Source organism: Mycobacterium xenopi, assembly GCF_009936235.1.
Lineage (GTDB): Bacteria > Actinomycetota > Actinomycetes > Mycobacteriales > Mycobacteriaceae > Mycobacterium > Mycobacterium xenopi.
The window spans coordinates 2,918,665-2,938,241 of record NZ_AP022314.1 but is presented as its reverse complement, the minus strand read 5'-3'; the positions used below and the strand labels follow the sequence as shown (position 1 = coordinate 2,938,241).

General features: G+C 67.8%; 17 protein-coding genes and 2 pseudogenes. 13 read left to right on the top strand and 6 right to left on the bottom strand.

Annotated elements, in window-relative coordinates; all coding sequences use genetic code 11:
* Window positions 1-40 precede the first annotated feature (40 nt).
* Both inhA and MYXE_RS13645 read left to right on the top strand, forming a co-directional pair.
* Window positions 41-850 (top strand): NADH-dependent enoyl-ACP reductase InhA, encoded by an 810-nt coding sequence (gene inhA / locus MYXE_RS13650; protein ID WP_003920264.1) that lies wholly within the window; start codon window positions 41-43, stop codon window positions 848-850.
* Window positions 850-1,881 (top strand): annotated as a pseudogene (locus MYXE_RS13645) (ferrochelatase); the annotation flags it as partial. The gene inhA and the pseudogene MYXE_RS13645, both read left to right, overlap by 1 nt.
* On the opposite strand, the gene MYXE_RS24555 reads toward MYXE_RS13645, so the two are convergent.
* Window positions 1,861-2,718 (bottom strand): hypothetical protein, encoded by an 858-nt coding sequence (locus MYXE_RS24555; protein ID WP_003920267.1) that lies wholly within the window; start codon window positions 2,716-2,718, stop codon window positions 1,861-1,863. The pseudogene MYXE_RS13645 and the gene MYXE_RS24555 overlap by 21 nt on opposite strands.
* A 58-nt stretch (window positions 2,719-2,776) precedes the next feature.
* Between MYXE_RS24555 and MYXE_RS13640 the strand changes: the two genes are divergently transcribed.
* A complete protein-coding gene (locus MYXE_RS13640) occupies window positions 2,777-3,211 on the top strand; it encodes an NfeD family protein (RefSeq protein ID WP_003920268.1) in 435 nt (144 codons plus the stop codon).
* 26 nt (window positions 3,212-3,237) lie between these two features.
* Complete coding sequence (locus MYXE_RS13635) at window positions 3,238-4,380, top strand: SPFH domain-containing protein (protein WP_003920269.1); 1,143 nt, start codon at window positions 3,238-3,240, stop codon at window positions 4,378-4,380.
* Between the two features lie 67 nt (window positions 4,381-4,447).
* On the opposite strand, the gene MYXE_RS13630 is transcribed toward MYXE_RS13635, so the two are convergent.
* Complete coding sequence (locus MYXE_RS13630) at window positions 4,448-4,951, bottom strand: nitroreductase family deazaflavin-dependent oxidoreductase (RefSeq protein WP_039889892.1); 504 nt, start codon at window positions 4,949-4,951, stop codon at window positions 4,448-4,450.
* Window positions 4,952-5,083: 132 nt separating this feature from the next.
* Here MYXE_RS13630 and MYXE_RS13625 point away from each other — a divergent pair, with 132 nt between their 5' ends.
* Window positions 5,084-6,742, top strand: a complete 1,659-nt coding sequence (locus MYXE_RS13625; RefSeq protein WP_415624428.1) for a DUF7159 family protein — start codon at window positions 5,084-5,086, stop codon at window positions 6,740-6,742.
* Window positions 6,743-6,767: 25 nt separating this feature from the next.
* Here MYXE_RS13625 and MYXE_RS24025 read toward each other — a convergent pair whose 3' ends face one another.
* Window positions 6,768-7,217, bottom strand: coding sequence for a hypothetical protein (locus tag MYXE_RS24025; protein WP_178031425.1), 450 nt, complete (start codon window positions 7,215-7,217; stop codon window positions 6,768-6,770).
* A gap of 126 nt (window positions 7,218-7,343) precedes the next feature.
* On the opposite strand from MYXE_RS24025, the gene MYXE_RS13615 reads away from it, so the two are divergent.
* Together MYXE_RS13615 and MYXE_RS13610 are read left to right on the top strand one after the other, a co-directional pair.
* A complete protein-coding gene (locus tag MYXE_RS13615) occupies window positions 7,344-8,090 on the top strand; it encodes a response regulator transcription factor (RefSeq protein WP_085198438.1) in 747 nt (248 codons plus the stop codon).
* A pseudogene (locus MYXE_RS13610) lies at window positions 8,087-9,593 on the top strand (HAMP domain-containing sensor histidine kinase). Before MYXE_RS13615 ends, MYXE_RS13610 begins: the two are co-directional and overlap by 4 nt.
* Here MYXE_RS13610 and MYXE_RS13605 read toward each other — a convergent pair.
* Window positions 9,583-10,329 carry a TVP38/TMEM64 family protein gene (locus MYXE_RS13605; protein WP_085198436.1) on the bottom strand — a complete coding sequence of 249 codons (747 nt, stop codon included), beginning with the start codon at window positions 10,327-10,329 and terminating at the stop codon, window positions 9,583-9,585. The pseudogene MYXE_RS13610 and the gene MYXE_RS13605 sit on opposite strands and share 11 nt — an antisense overlap.
* 155 nt (window positions 10,330-10,484) lie before the next feature.
* Here MYXE_RS13605 and mutA point away from each other — a divergent pair, with 155 nt between their 5' ends.
* The 4 genes from mutA to lipL all read left to right on the top strand — a co-directional run bounded on the left by mutA (window position 10,485) and on the right by lipL (window position 16,901).
* Window positions 10,485-12,329 (top strand): methylmalonyl-CoA mutase small subunit, encoded by a 1,845-nt coding sequence (gene mutA, locus MYXE_RS13600; RefSeq protein WP_085198434.1) that lies wholly within the window; start codon window positions 10,485-10,487, stop codon window positions 12,327-12,329.
* Between the two features lie 2 nt (window positions 12,330-12,331).
* Complete coding sequence (gene scpA, locus MYXE_RS13595) at window positions 12,332-14,593, top strand: methylmalonyl-CoA mutase (protein ID WP_085198432.1); 2,262 nt, start codon at window positions 12,332-12,334, stop codon at window positions 14,591-14,593.
* Window positions 14,594-15,583 (top strand): methylmalonyl Co-A mutase-associated GTPase MeaB, encoded by a 990-nt coding sequence (meaB, locus tag MYXE_RS13590; RefSeq protein WP_085198429.1) that lies wholly within the window; start codon window positions 14,594-14,596, stop codon window positions 15,581-15,583.
* A 100-nt stretch (window positions 15,584-15,683) separates the two neighbouring features.
* Complete coding sequence (gene lipL, locus MYXE_RS13585) at window positions 15,684-16,901, top strand: esterase/beta-lactamase LipL (protein WP_081485302.1); 1,218 nt, start codon at window positions 15,684-15,686, stop codon at window positions 16,899-16,901.
* A 7-nt stretch (window positions 16,902-16,908) separates the two neighbouring features.
* Here lipL and MYXE_RS13580 read toward each other — a convergent pair whose 3' ends face one another.
* Together MYXE_RS13580 and MYXE_RS13575 are read right to left on the bottom strand one after the other, a co-directional pair.
* Window positions 16,909-17,124 carry a dodecin gene (locus tag MYXE_RS13580; protein WP_003920284.1) on the bottom strand — a complete coding sequence of 72 codons (216 nt, stop codon included), beginning with the start codon at window positions 17,122-17,124 and terminating at the stop codon, window positions 16,909-16,911.
* 85 nt (window positions 17,125-17,209) lie between these two features.
* Complete coding sequence (locus MYXE_RS13575; protein ID WP_085198426.1) at window positions 17,210-17,542, bottom strand: hemophore-related protein; 333 nt, start codon at window positions 17,540-17,542, stop codon at window positions 17,210-17,212.
* A gap of 363 nt (window positions 17,543-17,905) precedes the next feature.
* Here MYXE_RS13575 and MYXE_RS13570 point away from each other — a divergent pair, with 363 nt between their 5' ends.
* Complete coding sequence (locus MYXE_RS13570) at window positions 17,906-19,009, top strand: zinc-dependent alcohol dehydrogenase (RefSeq protein WP_085198423.1); 1,104 nt, start codon at window positions 17,906-17,908, stop codon at window positions 19,007-19,009.
* On the top strand, window positions 19,006-19,569 hold the full coding sequence (locus MYXE_RS13565) for a carboxymuconolactone decarboxylase family protein (protein WP_085198420.1): 564 nt from the start codon (window positions 19,006-19,008) through the stop codon (window positions 19,567-19,569). The genes MYXE_RS13570 and MYXE_RS13565 overlap by 4 nt, the downstream gene beginning before the upstream one ends.
* Window positions 19,570-19,577: the final 8 nt, after the last annotated feature.

Here is a 19,577-nt window from a genome sequence, read left to right as displayed (position 1 = left end):
CGCCGGCACTTTTTCGAAAAAGGGTCGACAAAGGACGGACATGGCAGGACTGCTTGACGGCAAACGGATCCTGGTCAGCGGGATCATCACCGACGCGTCGATCGCGTTCCACATCGCCCGAGTCGCGCAAGAGCAGGGCGCACAGCTGGTCTGCACCGGTTTCGACCGGCTGCGGCTGATCGAGCGCATCCTAGACCGGCTGCCGCAGAAGCCGCCGCTGCTCGAACTCGACGTGCAGAACAACGAGCATCTCGACACGCTGGCCGACCGGGTGATCGGGGTCATCGGGGAGGGCAACAAGCTCGACGGTGTGGTGCACTCCATCGGGTTCATGCCGCCGAGCGGGATGGGCATCAACCCGTTCTTCGAGGCGCCGTGGGAGGACGTCGCCAAAGGCATTCACATTTCGGCGTACTCGTACGCGTCGCTGGCGAAGGCATTGTTACCGATCATGAATCGCGGTGGGGCGATCGTCGGCATGGACTTCGACCCCTCCCGCGCGATGCCGGCGTACAACTGGATGACGGTCGCCAAAAGCGCGCTGGAGTCGGTGAACCGTTTCGTCGCCCGTGAGGCCGGCCCATACGGCGTGCGATCCAACCTTGTTGCCGCCGGACCGATTCGGACATTGGCGATGAGCGCGATCGTCGGTGGTGCGCTGGGTGAGGAAGCCAGCAAGCAGATGGAGTTGCTCGAACAGGGCTGGGACCAGCGCGCCCCGATCGGTTGGGACATGAAGGACGCCACACCCGTCGCCAAGACGGTGTGCGCGGTGCTGTCGGATTGGTTGCCGGCCACCACCGGGGACATCATCTACGCCGACGGCGGTGCCCATACCCAGTTGCTCTGATGCGGTTCGACGCCGTCCTGCTGCTGTCCTTCGGCGGACCGGAGGGGCCCGAGCAGGTGCGGCCGTTTTTGGAGAACGTCACCCGCGGGCGCGGTGTGCCGCCGCAGCGTCTCGACGAGGTCGCCGAGCATTACCTGCATTTCGGCGGGGTATCGCCGATCAACGGCATCAACCGGGCGCTGGTCACCGAACTGCGGGCCGAGACCGATCTGCCAGTGTATTTCGGTAACCGCAACTGGGAACCCTACGTCGAGGACGTTGTTAAGGCGATGCGTGACAACGGGATTCGCCGTGCAGCCGTGTTCACCACGTCGGCGTGGAGTGGTTATTCCAGCTGTGCCCAGTATGTCGAGGACATCGCCCGCGCCCGGGCTGCAGCTGGCCCGGACGCGCCGGAGCTGGTCAAGCTGCGGCCCTATTTCGACCACCCGCTGTTCGTCGAGATGTTCGCGGAGGCGATCACCAAAGCCGCTGAGACCGTACCCGCCGATGCGCGGCTGGTGTTCACCGCGCATTCGATTCCGGTTGCCGCCGACGAGCGCTGCGGTCCCCGCCTGTACAGCCGCCAAGTCGCTTATGCTGCAAGGCTTGTCGCGACCGCCGCCGGATACACCGATTATGACGTGGTGTGGCAATCGAGATCGGGTCCGCCCCAAATCCCTTGGCTGGAGCCCGATGTCGCCGATCATCTCGCGGCCCTTGCTGACCGTGAGACCAAAGCTGTCGTTGTGTGCCCGATCGGTTTCGTCGCCGACCACATCGAGGTGGTGTGGGATCTCGACCATGAGCTGCGGTCGCAGGCCCAGGCGGCGGGCATGGCGTTCGCCCGGGCCAGCACCCCCAACGCCGATCGGCGATTCGCCCGCCTGGCCGTGGAACTGATCGACGAAATGCGCTACGCCCGTGCGCCGAAGCGGGTCGGCGGACCCGATCCGGTACCCGGCTGCGGGGCCAGCGTCAACGGCACGCCATGCCGGCCGCCGCACTGCGTCGCCGAATGCGCGCCGCCGTCAATCCCGCCACGCCGACCGCAGGATCGCGCTGATCGCCGCGATTCGCGCCGAACGCACCACGCCGGCCAGCGGGCGCAACGCGTCGGCGGCGATTCGGTTCTGCGACAAGGATTGCGCCGCGATCGGCAGCCGGCTCAGCGCGGCGCTGACCGTGATGATCGCATCGACGTGTGCCGCATTCTCCAGGACTCGCACCGCCCGCGTCGGTGCGTGGTCGGGAATTCGGTGCTGCTGCGAGGCTGCCAGCAGCTGCGCGACCAGCGCGCGCGGATCGTCGACATCTGCTGCGGGGCTGTCGAACCCGATCGCGGCCAGTGTGTCGGCCGCAGAGCGCACCGCTGACCGCAGCGCGTATTCGGCCTCGCCGAGCTCGTGCGGGTCGAAAACGGGTGCGGCGGGCAGGGAATACACTGTCCAGCACAGCACTTCGGGTGTATCGGCCCGGTCATCGGAGTCGTCGTAGCGGCACTCGGGAATCAGCCCGACGGCCACGGACTGATCGCCGGGATCGCCGACAATCACCGCCTCGCCCGCGGCCAGCGCGTCACGCTCGAACTGCGTGCCAGCCGCCAGCCCTCGCACGTCGCCCGGCACCGGTAAAACGACGTTCACCGACGGTCCGTTGACCGCGGGCCGGCCAGCCGCGGTGCGCAGCGTTTGCAAAAGTGACACCGCCCCCCCGTCATGCACATCCGGCCACGGCAGGCCGGTGTGGCCGGCCGCGACGGCGTCATACGCGGTCACGGATTGTCTTGGCGCCCAATGTGATAGCGCGTCGAGAACGTCGTCGGGCGCCGCCTTGCCAGCGAGCCAGGCGTTAGCCCAAACCGAGAGCGTCGCACTAGGGCACCACATGTTCTCGCAGTCTAGTTGTTCGCCCTGATTGTGGCTGATCGCGCGATATCCTGACCGCATGCCCGCAGCCTTGCTCTGGCTGATCTTCGCGTTGGGCCTGGCCGGCGCGGAGGCGCTGACCGGCGACATGTTCCTGCTGATGCTCGGTGGCGGGGCGCTGGCTGCGGCCGCAACCAGTTGGCTGCTGGACTGGCCGGCGTGGGCCGACGGGGCGGTGTTCCTGGTGGTCTCGGTTCTGCTGCTGGCTGTGGTCCGGCCCGCGGTACGGCGGCGGCTGACCCCGGCGAAGGAAATAGCGACCGGGGTGCAGGCGCTGGAGGGCAAGAGCGCGCTGGTCCTCGACCGCGTCGCACGACACGAGGGTCAAATCAAGCTGGACGGTCAGGTGTGGACGGCGCGGCCGTTCAATGAGGCCGACGTCTATGAGCCCGGCGAGTTGGTGACCGTCATGCGCATCGACGGCGCCACCGCGGTGGTGTGGAAGAACGTCTAAACCCTCGAGAGCAATAGGAGAAGCCCATGCAAGGTGCGGTTGCCGGTCTGGTGTTGCTTGCTGTTTTAGTGATTTTTGCGGTGATCGTGGTGGCCAAATCGGTGGCGCTGATCCCGCAGGCGGAGGCCGCGGTGATCGAACGGTTGGGCCGGTACAGCCGCACGGTGAGCGGTCAGCTGACGCTGCTGGTGCCGTTCATCGACCGCATCCGCGCTCGGGTGGATCTGCGTGAGCGGGTGGTGTCGTTTCCGCCACAACCGGTGATCACCGAGGACAACCTCACGCTCAACATCGACACCGTGGTCTACTTCCAGGTCACCAACCCCCAGGCCGCGGTCTACGAGATCAGCAACTACATCGTCGGTGTCGAGCAGCTGACCACCACCACGCTGCGCAATGTGGTGGGTGGCATGACACTGGAGCAGACCCTGACGTCGAGGGAGGTCATCAACAGGCAGCTGCGCGGCGTGCTCGACGAGGCCACCGGCCGGTGGGGGCTGCGGGTGGCGCGCGTGGAGCTACGCAGCATCGACCCGCCACCGTCGATCCAGGCGTCGATGGAAAAGCAGATGAAAGCCGACCGGGAGAAGCGGGCGATGATCTTAACCGCCGAGGGCACCCGCGAGTCGGCGATCAAACAGGCCGAGGGGCAAAAGCAGGCGCAGATCCTGGAAGCCGAGGGCGCCAAGCAGGCCGCGATCTTGGCGGCCGAGGCCGACCGGCAGTCGCGCATGCTGCGGGCGCAGGGCGAACGGGCGGCGGCTTACCTGCAGGCCCAAGGCCAAGCCAAGGCGATCGAGAAGACATTCGCCGCGATCAAGGCCGGCAGGCCCACTCCGGAGCTGCTGGCCTACCAGTACTTGCAAGTGCTGCCGCAACTCGGCCAGGGCGACGCGAACAAGGTGTGGGTGATCCCCAGCGACTTCGGCTCGGCCTTACAAGGTTTCACCAAACTGCTTGGGGCGCCGGGCGATGACGGCGTGTACCGCTATCAACCCTCGCCGGTTGAGGAAGAGTTGCCCAAGCCCGAAGACGACAGCGACGAGATCGCCGACTGGTTCTCGACGCAGACGGATCCGGCGATCATGCAGGCGGTGGCCAAGGCCGAGGCCGATGCGCGTAAGCCGGTGGAGGGCCCGGTCGGCACGACGCCCGAGTTGAGCCAGTAGATGTCGCGCGAGCGTCGTGACTTTCCCCGAAACTCGCGGTAGCGAACGCCGCCGCGACCGAGGGCTGTCAGCCACCGGACTGATTCGCAGCCATTCGCAACTCGACCATGGGCAGCGGCGTGTTGGTCTCGGTGACCGATGTTCCCAGGGTGTTCTCGAGTACGCGCTGAAACGCCGTCCACGCATGCGGATGTCGACGGATGTAGATGCCGAGCGTGTTGTCGGCTTCGTGTTGGCTAAGCACGCGCGCCCTAGCGGGTGTCGGGGCGCGACTGCCGGCATAGACGCGCACGCGTGGGTTGGCCTGAATATTGCGGAACCACTGCGCGTTGCCGCCGAACCCGGAGGCGACGACATACGTGTCGGGCGTCGGGTGATCGACGACTTCCAAGACGACGTAGCGGCGGCGACCGGACCTGCGGCCGATGTGTTCGAGCATCAGCAGCCGCGAGCCGAACACCGCCCCGGCGCGAGCCCTATAGATCCAAATCGGAGCGCGCATCAGCCTGCGTGACCGAAGCAGCCTGGCGCCGATGGCGGCAAGCCGCGATGATGGCTCTAATGCCGACATGGTTCTGCCTCTCGTGTCCGAGGTGTTGAGCGCCCACGCACGAACGCTGAACGATGCCAGGTGAGTAAGCTGATATTTAGCAACTCTATGTTGTAGCGGGATCGCCGAGTAGGCCAGGTGAGTGGAGGAGCAGTGGACATCGTCCTCGGTGTGTCGATGGCGCCCACGACGGTCCGCCTGGTGCTGGTCGAAGGGGAAAACGCCGACGGCGCCACAGTCGACGAAGACGGCTTCGAGGTGGTCGCTGCCGAGGACTCGCCCACCTCTGGTGCGCCTGAGCGGGTGATCGCGGCCATCCTCGGCACCCGGGAGAGCGCGGCAGAAGGTGATTACCGCCTGGCGTCAACCGGGGTCACGTGGACCGACCCCGTCGAAGCCGCGATCCTGCGGGATGCGCTGGCGGCACACAAGGTCGAGAACGTCATGTTGGTCTCGGCGTTTTTGGCCGCGGCGGCGCTGGCCCAGTCGGTCGGCAGCGCTGTGGGCTATGCGCACACCGGGCTGCTGTTCCTCGAACCCGACACTGCGACGCTGGCAGTCGTTGACTCCGCCGACGGCTCGATCATCGACGTGCGCCGCCGGCCGGTGCAGAGCGCCGATGCGGTGGACGAACTGACCGACCTGGTGGCTCAGTTCGACGCGTTGGAATCGCCGCCCGACGGGGTCTTCCTGGTGGGTGCCGGGGTTGACATCACGTCGATCAAGCCCTGCGTGGAGTCGGCGACGACGCTGCCGGTGACCGTGCCCGAAGAGCCGGAGACGGCGCTCGCTCGCGGCGCGGCGTTGGCGTCGGCGCATGCACCGCTGTTCGTGTCCTCGACCGCGGCCGTGGCCTACTCGCAAGTCCCCGACTGGACCACCGCCGGGGTGGTCGATGCGTCTGCGGCCGGCGCCGGCTCCCGTGACGCAGGTGCTGACGCCGTCGACGACCCGGCCTACAGCTACGACGAGGAAAATTTCCGCGCCGACGAACCCGGCCGCAGACCGTTCCTGGTGGCCCTGGGGGTGATGACGGTCTTCTTCGTAGGAGTGTCGGCGCTGGTGATCTCGTTGGGGCTACGGGCTCGCCCCGCGGTGAGTCAGCAGCCCAGGGTTGGCACGGACCTCATTTTCCCGGTTAAGGAGGCGCCCGTCCCGGCTCCGAAGGCGCCGAAGCCGGAGCCGCAAGCCCCGCTCGCGCCGCCGCCGAACATGGTGCCGCCGCCAGCGCCCGAGGCGCAGCAAGCGGCCCCCAAAGCGGTTGCGCCAGCGGCTCCACCACCTGCGCCGATGCCCGAAGCCCCTGCGCCGGAGGCCGCCGTCCCCGCGCCGGTGCCCGCTGTTTCGAAGCCCGTCCCGGTGCCCGTCGCTGCGACGCCCCCTCCGGCCGCTCCTGCTCCGGTGCCCGCGGCGCAAGCACCCGTCCCGGCCGCTCCCCCTCCCGCGGCTCCACCCCCTGCTCCTGTGGCGGTCGCACCGCTGCCTATCCCGGTGCCGGCGGCGCCGGCGGTTCCGATCCTGCCGCCAATCTTCAATCCGCCGGCCCAGAACCCACCGGTCCGGCCCGGTGGAGGCGACCACGATCGGGGCGGGTGGCCCGGCGGTAGTGGCAACGATCGCGGCGGATGGCCGCCCGGCCGCGGATGGCAACCGGGCGGTGACCGCGGCGGGAGCGGATGGCTTCCCGGTGGCATAGCCGGAAACCACGGCGGGCTCGGCGGGATTGGCGGTGGCGGCCATGGCGGCTTCGGCGGAATCGGCGGAATCGGTGGCGGATTCGGCGGGTTCGGTGGTCGCCACGGAGGCCGGTGACCCGCGCGGTGACACCCGGCATGCCTTACGGTGGCGGAGGTGGTCCCCACGGCGGCGGCGGTGGGGGTGGGCCCCAGGCCGGCGGGGGAGGTGCGCCTGGCGGGCATGGTCTGCCCGGCGGGGGAGGTGGTGCCGGCGGCGGTGGCGGAGCTGGCTGGTCCGGCATGGGCGGCCGATTGCCCAACTCGAGGTGGCGTGGGATCGGACCCAGCGCCCACGGCGCGGCGGCGCGGGCCGGTAACTCGGGTGCGGGCGCGGTGATCGTGATCACCGCGGCGGCGGCAACCGCCCCGACCAGCAGCCCAACCACTCCTGCGCCGACGACCGCACCCGTCGGATGGCGGTGGGTGAAGCCGGTCCAGCGGCCCTGACGGCGCGGCGTTTCATGATCGGAAGCTGTTGGCCGGCCGTCAGATTCGATGACGGGCGTGGCAATGTCGGCATCGTTGTCGGGGGTGGGTTGCTGGTCTGTCATGTCGCTTCCTACGTCGGCCTGAGTGGTCAGCGCCGACGGTAGCCAGCGAACTTGAAGTAAACCTGAAGAAACGGTCGCCGCCGTTTCTTCAGGTTGGTCTCAGAAAAGCGGCGCTAACAATGAACTATGACCGATCGCCGTGGCGCCGGCCGCCAGGGCAGGCGTGCGGTTGCCCGAAGGGGCAATCGGTTCAGCGTCGGCGCGCCGCGGGTGCTGGTGATCGAGGACTCGGAGACCATCCGGGAAATGCTCAGTGAGGCGCTGGCCGACGCCGGCTACCACACCGACGCCCGACCCGACGGCGAGGGCCTCGAAGACGTGCTCGACGGCTTCCGCCCAGACCTGGTGGTGCTTGACGTGATGCTGCCGGGCGGCCGCGACGGGTTCAGCCTGATTGACGTCGCGCTTGCCTGGGGCGATGTCGGGATCGTGATGATCACCGCCCGTGACGGCCTGCCCGACCGGTTGCGCGGTCTCGACGGTGGCGCCGACGACTACGTGGTCAAACCCTTCGAGCTCGCCGAACTGGTATCGCGGGTGGGTGCGGTGCTGCGCCGCCGGGGACGGCTGCCCGCGGCGGTGCAAGCAGGCGACCTGATGGTGGATATCGACGCCGGAGTGGCCGCCCGCGACGGCCACCGGCTGGATCTGACCGCCACCGAGCTGCGGCTGCTGGCCTTCCTTCTCGAGCAGCGCGGCCGGATCGTCAGCGCGGGCCAGATCCTGACCGCGGTGTGGGGTTATGACGCCTACGACCCCAACCTGGTGCAGGTGCACATCAGCGGGTTGCGCCGCAAGCTCGAGGCGCACGGGCCGCGAATTCTGCACACCGTTCGCGGTATCGGCTACCGCCTACAACCGCAGCGGTCATGACGTCGGCCGCCACGCCGACCCCGTCGCTGCAGCGCCGGGTGACCCTGATCGTGGTCGGGCTGCTGGCGGTGGTCTTGCTGCTGCTGGGGGCGATCATCGACGTGAGCGTGGCAGTACAAGCCCGCCGCAATCTGCATGACCGGCTGCTTGCGGCCACGTCGCGTGCCGACGCGCTCGCCGCCGGCGGCGCCGCACCGGCCCAACTGGCCGCCGAACTCAACGGCGGTAGCGTGCGGGCGCTGGTGGTGACCGCCGACGGCGCCACCTACGGTGACCCGGCGATCAGCCCAGACACCGCTGCGGGCCCGCTCGTCCCTCCGCCGCCTCGGCCCCCGCCGCCGCCTCGACGACCACCACCGCCGTGGGCTCCGCCGCCCCCACCCCCGCTGGAGGCGCCCTGGGCTCAGGCGCCTCCGCCACCGCCCCCGCCGCCGGATGCGACCGCTACCGCCTTGGTGCACCCGCTGCCGGGCGGCGGACGGGTGATCCTGGTGGCCGACACCACCCAGACCACACAAATGATGGGCCAGCTGCGCCGACTGATGATCGGGGCCGGCCTCGCCACACTCGCCGTCGCGGCCCTGCTGCTTGTCGCGGCGAGCCGCGCCGCGTTGCGACCGCTGGAACGGCTGACTCAGCTGGCGAAAAGCATCACCACCGGTGACCGGGGCAGACGGCTGCGACCCGACCGCCCCGACACCGAATTAGGCCGCGCCGCAAGCGCTTTCGACGGCATGCTTGATGCGTTGGAAGCCTCGGAGCACCGCGCTCAGCGTGCCGCGGAAGCCGCGCAGCGCGCCGAAACCGCGACCTGGCGATTCCTCGTCGACGCCGCGCACGAACTTCGCACCCCGATGGCCGGGATCCAAGCCGCCGCCGAGCAACTCGTCAGCAACGCCAGCCAGCGCCGGTCCGACCCGGCTGCGCGCCGCCAGTACCGTCGCGCAACGCTGTTGCTCTCGGACGCCCGCCGAGCGGCCCGCCTGGTCGCCGACATGCTCGACCTGAGCCGCATCGACGCCGGGTTGCCGCTGGACCGCCAAGACTGCGACCTCGCGGGGATCGTCGACACCGAAGCCGACCGTACCGCGATGCTGGCGCCGCAACTGACCGTCACCCGCACCGGGGTCACCACGTTGCCGCTGCGGGCCGACCCGACCCGGGTCGCCCAGATCGTGTCCAACCTGCTCGACAACGCACGACGGCACACCCGCGGGGTGGACAGATCACCATCGACCTCCAGCAACGCGAGCACCATGCCGAGGTGACGGTCACCGACACCGGCCCGGGCATTCCCGACCACGAGCGCGAACGCGTCTTCGAACGGCTGGTCCGCCTGGATGCCGGACGGGCCCGTGATCACGGCGGCGCAGGCTTGGGCCTACCGATCGCGCGGGCCCTGGCCCGCGCCCACGGGGCGAGCTGACCTGCCTATCTCACGACGGCGGCGCTCAATTCCGGCTCAGCTTGCCCGTCGACGCCGACGAGACCCTCACCGGCTAGCCACCGGCCCCGCCGAGCCGTGCAGGCCGGCCGACCGCCGCCGATGCTGGCGGATCTCGTAGCACAGCACCGCAAAGCCGACGGCGCCGGTGCACAGCGACACCAGGACCAGCAGCGGGCTGACATGACCGGTCAGCGCATCGCCGAGGATCACCACGGCAGCCGTCCCCGGGGCGGTGCCGACCAGCGTGGCCACCGTGTATGGCCAAAAGCGCACGGCCGAAGCCCCGGCGGCGTAGTTGAGCACCGAAAACGGCACGGCCGGAATCAGTCGCAGCGAAAGGATCGTCGGCCAACCGCGGTCACGCAGCCGCTCGTCGACCGTGTCGATCGCCCGGTGGCGTACCAGACGGCTTAGCTGCAGGCCGGCCACCCGCACCAGCACCAACGCGACCACCGCGCTGGCGGTGCTGGCCAGCACCGCGATCAGAACCCCGAGCAGCGGCCCGAACAACAGGCCGGCGGCCAGGGTGAATGCTGTCCGGGGAAACGGCAGCGCCGTCACGACGATGTGCGCGCCCAGGAACGCCAGCGGAAACCAGGGCCCCACCGATGTCGCCCAGTCCCGCAACTGCACCGCGGTGGGAATCGGAACCAGCAGCGCCACCGCGACCAGAGCCACGATTGTTGCCGCAGCCACGCCGATCCGCCGCCGGGGCACTTGACGCGCAGTCGCGACCACCGCAGACGCGACGCCACGCAGGGTGTCGACGATCTTGCTGGCGGCGGCAACCATCACGGTGTCCAAGGCTACGGGTGTCGGGTGACGGGTCGTTTCCGGCGGCCGCGATCCGGCAGGCCAGCGCACCTCGGCTCTGACGCCTCGAGGCCAATCAATTAGCCTGGCAATCGAACCTCTGCCGTCACATGCTGCGATAACGGGAGCCGCCGGTGTCCGTCGATGTGTCGTCCGAGCCCGCCGATCTGGCGCAGGCTCGTGCCCGATGGCGCACAGCGGTGGCCGAGGTGCTGGCCAAAAGCACCCGCCGTCCGGCTGACGAGCTCGGTGCGGAACCCGAGCGGCTGCTGGACACCCCTACCTATGAAGGGTTCGCGATCCGCGCGCTCTACACCGCGCTCGACGCGCTGCCGGAGCGGCCGCTGCCGGGTGAGTTCCCCTATGTGCGTGGCGCAGACGCCCACCGCGACGTCAACGTCGGCTGGAAAGTGGCCGAAGCGTTCCCCGGCAATGGCGCCGACGACAATGCGGCGCTGCTGGCCGCGCTGAGCGACGGGGTCAGCGCCCTGGTGCTGCAGGTGGGCCAGTCCGGCGTGCCACCGGCCCGGCTCGACCGCCTGCTCGCCGGGGTGTATTTGGATTTGGTGCCGGTGATTGTGGACGCCGGCGCCGACTACCCAACGGCTGCCAACACCGTGCTGGCGCTGATCGACGAACTGGACGATGACAAGCGGGCCAGGCTCTCGGTTGACCTCGGCGCCGACCCGCTCACCGCGCCGCTGAGTCGGCGTTCGGCCCCTTCGATCGACGACGTGGTCGCGATCGCGGCACGCGTGGCGCACGCGCGCGGGGTGCGGGCTGTTACCGTCGACGGACCCGCCTTCCACAACCGGGGCGCCAACGCCGCCTGGGAGCTCGCCGGCAGCATCGCCGCCGCGGTCAGCTATCTGCGGGTGCTCGGCGGATCCGGACTGGCAATTCCGCATGCCCTGCGGCAGATCAGTTTTCGTCTGGCCGCCGACGACGACCAGTTCATGACGATCGCGAAAATGCGCGCGGCGCGACAACTGTGGGCGCGGGTGGCCGAGGTGGTCGGCGAACCCGACAGCGGCACGGCGGTTGTGCACGCTGAGACGTCACTGCCGATGATGACCCAGCGCGACCCCTGGGTGAACATGCTGCGCACCACGCTGGCGGCCTTCGGCGCAGGTGTGGGCGGTGCCGACACTGTGCGGGTACTGCCGTTCGACGCAGCGATCCCGGGGGGTTATCCGGGCACGCCGAAGGCCTTCTCGCGCCGCATCGCCCGCAACACCCAGCTGTTGTTGTTGGAGGAGTCGCACATCGGCCGCGTCCTCGACCCGGCCGGTGGCTCCTGGTACGTCGAAAACCTCACCGAAGAGCTGGCCCAGCAGGCCTGGCGGCATTTCCAGGACATCGAGGCGCGTGGCGGCTTTGTCGAGGCCCGCGACTATCTGAGCGATCAGATCGCCCAGGTTGCTGCGAGGCGCATCGACGACATCGCGCACCGCCGCACCGCCGTTACCGGAGTCAACGAATACCCGAACCTCGCTGAACCGCCTCTGCCGCATGCCGATTCGACACCCACAGTGCAACGCTACGCCGCACAGTTCGAGGCATTGCGAGATCGTTCCGACGCTTACTGGGAGTCGACCGGGCAACGTCCATCTGTGCTGCTGCTGCCGCTGGGCCCGCAGGCTGAGCACAACGTCCGCGCCACGTTCGCGACCAACCTGCTGGCCTCCGGCGGGATCGAGGCGATCAACCCCGGGCCGGTCGACGCCGCCGGTGTCGCGCAAGCCGTGTCCGACGCCGGTATCACGAAAGCCGCGGTGATTTGCGGCACCGACAAGCGCTACAAGGACGAGGCCGCCGAGGTCGTCAGGGCGGCGCGCGGTGCCGGGGTGGAGCGGATTTACCTCGCCGGGCCGAAAACGGTTCTGCAAGATGCAGAATATCTGCCCGACGAGTACCTGACCGCCAAAATCAATGCGGTGGAAGCTCTGTCGAATCTGCTCACCCGATTGGGGGCCTAGCGATGACTGCGAGCACCTCGATTATCGGCAGCTTCGCCGATGTACCGCTGCACAGCGACATTACCGGCGAGCCGGTTACTGAGGCGGCTGTGGAAAAGCACGTCGCCGCAGCGGCGTCGGCACATGGGTACACCCCCGAGCAGTTGGAATGGCACACGCCGGAAGGCATTGTCGTCAAACCGGTTTACATCGCCGCCGACCGCGACGCGGCGGTCAAAGACGGCTATCCGCTGGACAGCTTCCCGGGTGAACCGCCCTACGTCCGCGGCCCCTATCCGACCATGTACGTCAACCAGCCGTGGACCATCCGCCAATACGCCGGGTTCTCCACCGCGGCAGAATCCAACGCGTTCTACCGCCGCAACCTGGCCGCCGGGCAGAAAGGCCTGTCGGTGGCGTTCGACCTGGCCACCCACCGGGGCTACGACTCCGACCATCCCCGTGTCCAGGGCGACGTGGGAATGGCGGGTGTGGCAATCGATTCCATTCTCGACATGCGGCAGCTGTTCGATGGAATCGACCTGGGATCGGTCAGCGTGTCGATGACCATGAACGGCGCGGTGCTGCCGATTCTGGCGCTTTATGTGGTGGCCGCCGAGGAGCAGGGCGTGCCGCCGGAGAAGCTCGCCGGCACCATCCAAAACGACATTCTCAAAGAGTTCATGGTCCGCAACACCTACATCTATCCGCCCAAGCCGTCGATGCGGATCATTTCCGACATCTTCGCCTACACCAGCGCCAAGATGCCGAAGTTCAACTCAATCTCGATCTCCGGCTACCACATCCAAGAAGCCGGCGCCACAGCGGATTTGGAGTTGGCCTACACGCTTGCCGACGGGGTGGACTACATCAAGGCGGGCCTGGACGCCGGCTTACACATCGACCAGTTCGCGCCGCGGTTGTCGTTCTTCTGGGGCATCGGAATGAACTTCTTCATGGAAGTCGCCAAGCTGCGAGCGGGACGGCTGCTGTGGAGTGAGCTGGTCGCCCAGTTCAACCCGAACAACCCCAAATCGCTGTCGCTGCGTACTCATTCGCAGACCTCGGGCTGGTCGCTGACCGCTCAGGACCCGTTCAACAATGTGGCCCGAACCTGTATCGAGGCGATGGCCGCCACCCAGGGTCACACCCAGTCGCTGCACACCAACGCGCTGGACGAGGCGCTGGCGCTGCCCACCGACTTTTCGGCACGGATTGCCCGCAACACCCAGCTGGTGTTGCAGCAGGAATCGGGCACTACGCGGCCGATCGACCCGTGGGGCGGGTCGTATTACGTGGAGTGGCTGACCCATCAGCTCGCCGCCAAGGCTCGCGCACACCTGCGCGAGGTCGCCGAACACGGTGGCATGGCCCAGGCCATCAGCGACGGCATCCCCAAGCTGCGCATCGAAGAGGCCGCCGCGCGTACCCAGGCCCGCATCGACTCCGGGCGCCAGACGGTGATCGGGGTCAACAAGTATCGGGTCGACGAAGACCACGAGATCGAGGTGCTCAAGGTCGACAACACCCGGGTGCGTGCCGAGCAGCTGGCCAAACTCCAAGAGCTGCGGGCGAATCGGGACCAGGAGGCGGTGGATAAGGCGCTGGCGGAATTGACCCGCGCCGCCGCTGCGCAGGGAAAAGCGGGTCCAGACGGGCTCGGCAACAACCTTTTGGCGCTGTCGATCAACGCGGCACGAGCCAAGGCGACGGTAGGCGAGATCTCCGACGCACTCGAAAAGGTATACGGACGTCATCAGGCCGAAATTCGTACTATCGCCGGGGTCTACCGTGATGAAGCCGGAGGAGAAGGAAGCATCACCCCCCTTTCCAGAGCGACCAAGCTCGTCGAGAAGTTCGCCGAGGCCGACGGCCGACGGCCACGGATTCTCGTGGCGAAGATGGGCCAGGACGGCCACGACCGCGGCCAGAAGGTGATCGCCACGGCGTTCGCCGACATCGGATTCGACGTCGACGTCGGAGCGCTGTTCTGCACTCCCGAGGAGGTGGCCCGGCAGGCCGCCGACAACGACGTGCACATCGTCGGGGTCTCGTCGCTGGCGGCCGGTCACCTGACGCTGGTGCCCGCGTTGCGCGACGCGCTGCATGAGGTAGGCCGGCCCGACATCATGATCGTCGTGGGCGGTGTGATCCCGCCGGGCGACTTCGACGCGCTGTACGCCGCTGGCGCTACCGCGATCTTCCCGCCGGGCACCGTGATCGCCGACGCCGCGATCGACTTGCTGCACAAGCTCGCCGAGCGGCGGGGGTACACACTTACCTAGATGGCAGCCGAGGACACCGACACCGTCGACGAGCTGGCGGCCGCCGTGCGCGGCGGCGACCGCGCCGCACTGGCCCGCGCGATCACGTTGGTGGAGTCCACCCGGATCGACCACCGCGAGCAGGCTCAACAGCTGCTGCTGGCGCTGATGCCCGCGGCGGGACGCGCTCACCACGTCGGCATCACCGGGGTGCCCGGGGTGGGCAAGTCGACGGCGATCGAAGCGCTCGGCATGAAGCTGATCGGGCAGGGCCATCGGGTGGCGGTGCTGGCGGTCGACCCCTCGTCGACCCGCACCGGGGGATCGATTCTTGGCGACAAGACCCGGATGCCCCGGCTGGCAACGCATCCCGACGCCTATATCCGCCCGTCCCCGACCTCCGGCACGCTGGGCGGGGTGGCCAAAGCCACCCGGGAAACCATCGTGCTGCTCGAGGCCGCGGGCTTCGACGTGGTCCTGGTCGAGACCGTCGGGGTCGGCCAGTCCGAGGTGGCGGTGGCCAACATGGTGGACACCTTCATCTTCCTGACCCTGGCGCGCACCGGCGACCAGTTGCAAGGCATCAAAAAAGGCGTGCTGGAGCTGGCGGACATCGTGGTGGTCAACAAGGCCGACGGTGACCATTTGGCCGAGGCGCGGGTCGCCGCTCGCGAGCTGTCGTCGGTGATCCGGGTGATCTATCCACGCGATACTCTTTGGCGCCCACCAGTTTTGACCATGAGCGCGCTCGAGGGAACGGGCCTGGAGGAGCTGTGGGACACCGTCGAACGTCACCGCCGGGTGCTGACCGAGGTTGGCGAGTTCGAGGCGCGCCGGCGCGCGCAGCAGGTCGACTGGACCTGGCAGATGGTTCGCGACACGGTGCTGGAGCGGGTGCTGTCCAATCCCGAGGTCCGCAAGATCGGCGCGGACGTCGAGCGGCAGGTGCTAGCTGGGGAATTGACCCCGGCAATGGCGGCTCAGCAAATACTTAAGGTTGCATCAGCCTAACGGAAAGGTAACTTAAGGATTGTTTGCCAACCGGGTGGGTAAATTCGATGGTGTGAGGCAAGAAACCCGTGGCTACCGCGGTGCGGTGCTGCCCCGTGGGGTGCACGGCGCAGCGGATCCGCACTTTGCCTGCGCCGTGCGTAGCTTCGCCAGCATCTTCCCATCTCGGCGATTCGGCGGCGGCGCGCTCGCGGTATATGTCGACGGCGAGCCCGTCGTCGACGTGTGGACGGGCTGGGCAGACCGGGCCGGTGAGGTGCCGTGGTCGGCGGATACCGGAGCCATGGTGTTCTCGGCGACCAAGGGCATGGCCTCCACCGTCATCCACCGGCTGGCCGACCGCGGGTTGATCGACTACGACGCACCGGTTGCTCGGTACTGGCCCGAGTTCGGGGCGAACGGCAAAGAGCGCATCACCGTCCGCCAGGTGATGCGCCACCGCGCCGGCCTCTCACACCTGCGCGGCGCCAGCAAGGAGGACTTGCTGGATCACGTGCGAATGGAACAGCGGATCGCTGCAGCCGCCCCGGGCAGCCTGCTGGGCAAACCCGCGTATCACGCGTTGACGTACGGCTGGCTGATGTCGGGCCTGGCCCGGGCCGTCACCGGCAAAGGGATGCGGGAGCTGGTTCGCGAGGAGCTGGCCGAGCCGCTGGACACCGACGGACTGCACCTGGGCCGGCCGCCGCTGGAGTCGCCGACGAAGGTCGCGCAAATCATCATGCCGCAAAGCACCATTCCGAATCCGGTGTTCAACAGCATCGCTCCGCGGATCGCCGCGCTGGAGCTGTCCGCCGGGTTCGGCTCGATGTACTTCCCGGGGATGAGAGCTGTTGTGCAGGGCGACATTCCGTTGCTTGACGCCGAGATTCCGTCGGTGAACGGGGTGGCCACGGCGCGAAGCTTGGCACGGATGTACGGCGCCATCGCCAACGGCGGCCGAATCGACGGCGCCCAGTTCCTTTCGCAGGAGCTGGTGGCCGCGCTCAGCGGACGGCGGAGCCTGCGGCCCGACCGAAACATTTTGGTGCCATTAGCATTTCACATGGGTTATCATCGTGTGCCGTTCAACGTGATGCCGGGCTTCGGTCACGCGGGACTGGGCGGTTCACTGGGCTGGGCCGACCCGGCGAGCGGCGTGGCGTTCGCGTTCGTGCACAACAGGCTGCTGTCGCCGTTCGTTGTTGTGGACCACGCCGGGTTTGTCGCGATGGGGGCCATGCTGCGTCGGGGCGCATCGCTGGCACGACGACGGGGGTTTGAGCCGGTGCCCGATTTCGGGGCGCCGTTCCCTCGGCCGGGCGAGGCCGCCGGCTAACGACGCTTTAGGTAGCGTCCTCCATCCGGAACCCGACTTTGAGCGTCACCTGGAAGTGTCCGATCGCGCCGTTTTCCAGGTGCCCGCGCACGGACTGCACTTCGAACCAGTCGAGCCCGCGCATGGTCTGCGCGGCGCGCGAGATCGCATTGCGGATCGCTGTGTCCACGCCGTCGGGTGAACTGCCGACGATCTCGATCACGCGGTAGGTGTGGTTGCTCATGGCACGCCTTTCGCCGGTGGACGCGTGCACCATAACCAGCGTGGCGCCGCCGCGGACCGACCGCCGTGGAGGGTGATCCCCAGGCTCAGTAGTTATTGCAAGTCTGAGCGACCTGTTCGATTGTTCCGAGGTACTGCTGACCGCCTGGGCTGGCCTGTAGCTGCTGGATCATCTGCTGGCGCTGAGCCGGCGGAGAGGCGAGGAATCGGCGCAGCGCCGACTGCGCCACCGGCGATGCGTTGAACTGCGCAGCCGCAGCTGGGTCTTGCGCGTTGAGCGCCGAGACCACCTGCGGGTAGGTGCAGGTGGTGTTGATGACTGGATCCGGCTGTGCGGACGCCAGGCCGGCTCCGGCGGTCAGCGACAATGCCACAGCACCGACCGCGGTCGCCAGTCTGGGCGACAAGAATGTGACCATTTATGAACACCTTTCAACGAATTCATCGCCGGACATTGGACGGCGATCTTATCAGCTTAGCGTCTATACCCTTTGGTGACGGCCCAGATAGCTATGCACTGCCTAAGAACATTTCTTCACAAAACGCCAGCCCATTTTTCGCTGTAACCGGTACAATAGCGCCCGCCTGCTCCATCGGGGGTTAATTCCGGAGTCGATCCGCTGGCTGTGGCGCGCCAATTTCCTACCACGTTTTAAGTTCTAAGCCACACGTTTAAAAGCCGAATGGCCCGTACTGACCCATGTATTCCAGCAGAGGTCTCGGAAATAACGCCGCGAACCTCGCGATTGACTCATCAATCAACAACTCCGTAAGGTGCGCGTATGTCGCGCGACGCGATGGCACGGGCCCTGGTGCTGGAGGCGCCGCGGCACCTGGTGAGTCGCCAATTCCCCGTGCCGGCGGTGGGCGCCGACGATGCGGTGGTGCGGGTAGCGGCCTGCGGGCTCTGCGGCACCGACCACGAGGAGTACACCGGCGAGCTATCCGGCGGTTTCGCGTTCATCCCGGGTCACGAGACGGTGGGGACTATCGAAGCTATCGGCCCACGGGCGGCGCAGCGCTGGGGCGTGGCCGTCGGCGATCGGGTCGCCGTCGAAGTCTTCCAGTCGTGCCGAGAATGCGCGAATTGCCTTGCCGGACAATACCGGCGCTGTGAGCGCCACGGAATCGCCGACATGTATGGATTCATTCCCGTCGATCGCCCACCTGGGCTGTGGGGCGGCTACGCCGACTACCAATACCTGTCACCGGATTCGATGGTGCTGCCGATACCGGCCGACCTCGATCCGGTCGTTGCCACCTTGTTCAATCCGTTGGGCGCTGGAATACGCTGGGGCGCAACGCTCCCCGACACTAGTCCGGGTGACGTGGTCGCGGTGCTCGGCCCCGGGATTCGCGGGTTGTGTGCCGCCGCCGCGGCCAAAGAGGCCGGCGCCGGATTCGTCATGGTGACAGGACTGGGCCCACGCGACGCCGACCGATTGGCGCTGGCCGCAAAGTTCGGCGCCGACCTCGCGGTCGACGTGGCCGTCGACGATCCAGTCGCAGCACTGACAAAAGCGGCCGGCAGGCTGGCCGATGTCGTCGTCGACGTCACCGCCAGGGCCCCGGCGGCTTTCGCGCAAGCGATCGCGCTCGCCCGTCCCGCTGGCACCGTCGTGATCGCCGGCACCAGAGGCTTTGACAGCGGCGCCCCGGGTTTCTCGCCAGATATCCTGGTGCTCAAGGAATTACGCGTCCTTGGTGCACTCGGCGTCGACGTCACCGCATATCGGGCGGCGCTGGAGCTGCTGGCGTCGGGCCGCTACCCGTTCGAGAGCTTGCCTCGTCGCTGCGTCGGCCTCGACGATGCCGAGGAGCTGATCGCGACGATGGCCGGCGAACGCGCCGGTGTCCCACCGGTCCACGGGGTGATCACGCCATGACCAAGCCGCGGGTGCGGCGCCTGCCGGTCGACGAGGCCAAGGCCGCAGCTGACGAAGCAGGTGTGCCCAACTACATGGCCGAGTTGGCGATCTTCCAGGTGCTGTTGAACCACCCGCTGCTGGCCCGGTCCATCAACGACCTGCTGGCGAGCATGCTGTGGCACGGCCGCCTTGATTCGCGGCTGCGCGAATTGGTGATCATGCGCATCGCCTGGCTCACCGGAGCCGATTACGAGTGGACCCAGCATTGGCGGGTAGCTCAGGGCCTGGGTGTCTCGGCCGACGATCTGCTCGGGGTGCGGGACTGGCGCGCCTATGACGGCTTCGGGCCCGCCGAGCAGGCGGTGCTCGCGGCCACCGACGATGTCGTGCGTGACGGTGCGGTAAGTGCTCAGAATTGGGCCGCCTGCCAACGCGAACTCGCAGACGACCCCGCCGTGTTGATCGAGCTCGTCACCGCGATCGCTGCTTGGCGGATGATCGCCACGATCGTCCAAAGCCTGCAAGTTCCGTTGGAAGATGGCGTCGCCAGCTGGCCACCCGACGGGCAAGCTCCGTAGCGCAGCGC